At 69.6% G+C, this 2,212-nt stretch carries 4 protein-coding genes; 1 reads left to right on the top strand and 3 read right to left on the bottom strand.

The features are described 5' to 3' along the window. Positions 1–554, bottom strand: a 554-nt coding sequence (locus ABYE80_RS20045) for a cytochrome c oxidase subunit II transmembrane domain-containing protein (RefSeq protein WP_372792091.1), incomplete at its 3' end; no start/stop codon positions are given. Between the two features lie 130 nt (positions 555–684). Further along, the gene (locus ABYE80_RS20040) at positions 685–1,068 is read right to left on the bottom strand and encodes a helix-turn-helix transcriptional regulator (RefSeq protein WP_372792089.1); all 384 of its coding nucleotides are present in this window, start codon (positions 1,066–1,068) and stop codon (positions 685–687) included. Between the two features lie 169 nt (positions 1,069–1,237). On the opposite strand from ABYE80_RS20040, the gene ABYE80_RS20035 reads away from it, so the two are divergent. Then, positions 1,238–1,645, top strand: coding sequence for a cyclic nucleotide-binding/CBS domain-containing protein (locus tag ABYE80_RS20035; protein ID WP_372792087.1), 408 nt, complete (start codon positions 1,238–1,240; stop codon positions 1,643–1,645). Between the two features lie 187 nt (positions 1,646–1,832). Here the strand turns inward: ABYE80_RS20035 and ABYE80_RS20030 are convergent, their stop codons facing one another. After that, complete coding sequence (locus tag ABYE80_RS20030) at positions 1,833–2,066, bottom strand: hypothetical protein (RefSeq protein ID WP_372792085.1); 234 nt, start codon at positions 2,064–2,066, stop codon at positions 1,833–1,835. Positions 2,067–2,212 lie beyond the last annotated feature (146 nt).

Genomic DNA, 2,212 nt, shown 5'->3' with positions numbered 1-2,212 from the left:
GGGACCCAGAAGTCGTGGATCACGTCCTTGGACTTGACGTCGAACCGCACGCTCTTGCCCTGCTCGACGTAGAGCTGGTTGGTGCTGAACTTCTTGCCGTCCGCCCCGGTGTACTCGAAGGTCCAGGTGAACTGCTCGCCGGTGACCGTGACCCGCGCCTCCTGGCCGCTGGCCGGAGCCTCCTCGATGTCCTGCAGAGTGATCGCGGCGTAGGTGCAGAGCGTCACGAGCATGACCGCCGGGATGGCCGTCCAGATGATCTCCAGGCGGGTGTTGCCGTGGATCGGCGGGCCGTCCAGGTTCTCCTCACCGGGCTTCTGCCGGAACTCGACGATCGAGAAGAGGACCACGCAGGTCACGAGGACGAACACCGGCACGGAGCAGATCAGCAGGACGTCCCACAACGTGTCGATCTTGTCGGCCTGTGTCGAGCCCTGTGCTGGGAACCAGTCGATCAGCAGCCCGAAGATGATCCCCAGCACTGACGCGGCCAGTCCGATCGCGAACATGGTCACGATCGCCTGACGGCGCGGCTTACGCGTGTCTCCACCCATTGAGCGCGATCCTATGTGGCGGAGGGGACGGGACGCAACGCGCTGCGGTGCGCCAGGTACCTACGCCGGCCGGGTGTACCGGGTGGGGCCGGGTCGCACGGTGCGGCGCCCTACGGGCGCCGGTGCCGTCTCAGGCCGCCAGTTGCGCCGCAGCCTGCGGTCCGGCGAACCGCTCGCGGGCGCGGTACTCGGAGGGCGCGAGACCGTGTTGGCGCCGGAACGCCTTGGCGAACTGCGCGGGCTGGCGGTAGCCGACGCGCTGCGCGATCTCCCGCACCGTCAGCGTCCGGGCGCGCAGCAGATCGGCGGCGCGATCCATGCGGACGGCCGTCAGATGGTCCCGGAACGTGGTCTGGCCGATCTCCGCGTAGGCGCGCTGCAACTGGCGGCGGGAGGAGGCGACACGTCGAGCGATGTCGTCGAGGGCGAGGTCGTCGCCGTACTCGGCCTCGACGATCGAGCACGCCTCGTCGTAGAGGCTGGTGCGGTGGCGGACGGTGGCTGGACGTTGCATCGGGGTTCCTACGAGGGCTCTACCCGCCCGGATGCGTCCTAGCCCGACAGGGTGTCAAGTTGGCGCGGCGACGTTCGCGGGAGACGAGTTGGCGCCGGTGCGGGTTGTCTGGCGCCGCCTGTCCGGGTACGGTGGACTTGCAACGATCAACACAAAGAGAGGACGGGGGATGCAGGTACGCGAGGGTATGAGCACCGTAGTCTTGACCGTCGGACCCGGGCACACGCTCCGCGAAGCCGCGAGGCAGATGGGCTCTCGAGGCGTCGGCGCGGCCGTGGTGCTCGATCCCGAGGCCGCCGGGCCGGGCATCATCACGGAGCGCGACATCCTGCGCTCCATCGGCCAGGGGGAGGATCCCGACGTCGAGCTCGTCGGCGCGCACCTCACCACCGAGACCGTCTACGCCGCGCCCGACTGGTCGCTGGAGGAAGCGGCGTCCGCGATGGTCACCGGTGGTTTCCGGCACCTGATCGTGCTCGACGGGGGCGACATCATCGGCGTCCTGTCGGTGCGCGACATCGTGCGGGTGTGGACCGGTGACGGCGCCACCTGCGACGCGCCGGCGGTGCGCGCCTGACGGGCCGCCGCCGGGTCACGACCGATCCACGGCGCGGCGGTTCACCGCCGCGCGCCCGAGCCGGGGTCCGGGGCGGTGCTCTCGCGCGGCGTCGTCCCGGGCGGGGGCTCGTCCGGCACAGGGCACCAACGAGAGAAGGGCGCCCTGCACGGACGCCCTTCGAGGCCTGCTCGCTGGCGGTCCGGCGCTAGTGGTGGCCGGAGTCCGCCGGGAAGGAGTCGATCTCCTTGCGCGTGTCCTGGATCCAGCGGACGATGACCCAGACGGACAGGATCACGCCGGCCCCGCACAGGTACCACGAGACGGTGAGGCCGAGCAGCGCGGCGGTGACCCCGAGGGTCAGGAGCAGCGGCTGCAGGCTGCCTTCGGGGAGGTAGATCTCCTCGCCGGCGGGGGGGACGGTGGGCTCGAGATCGCTCATGCGACGTAGATGTAGGCGGCGACGAAGGTCATACCGAACATGAACATGACGACGGCGGTCGTGATCATCCCCGACCGGACGTTCTTGCGTGCGAGCTTGCGATCCATGGTTCCTTCAGTCTAGAGCTTGGCGTCGGCCACCATCGC

Source organism: Paraconexibacter sp. (assembly GCF_041602235.1).
GTDB lineage: Bacteria > Actinomycetota > Thermoleophilia > Solirubrobacterales > Solirubrobacteraceae > Paraconexibacter.
This window is presented reverse-complemented; position numbering and strand designations above follow the sequence as displayed.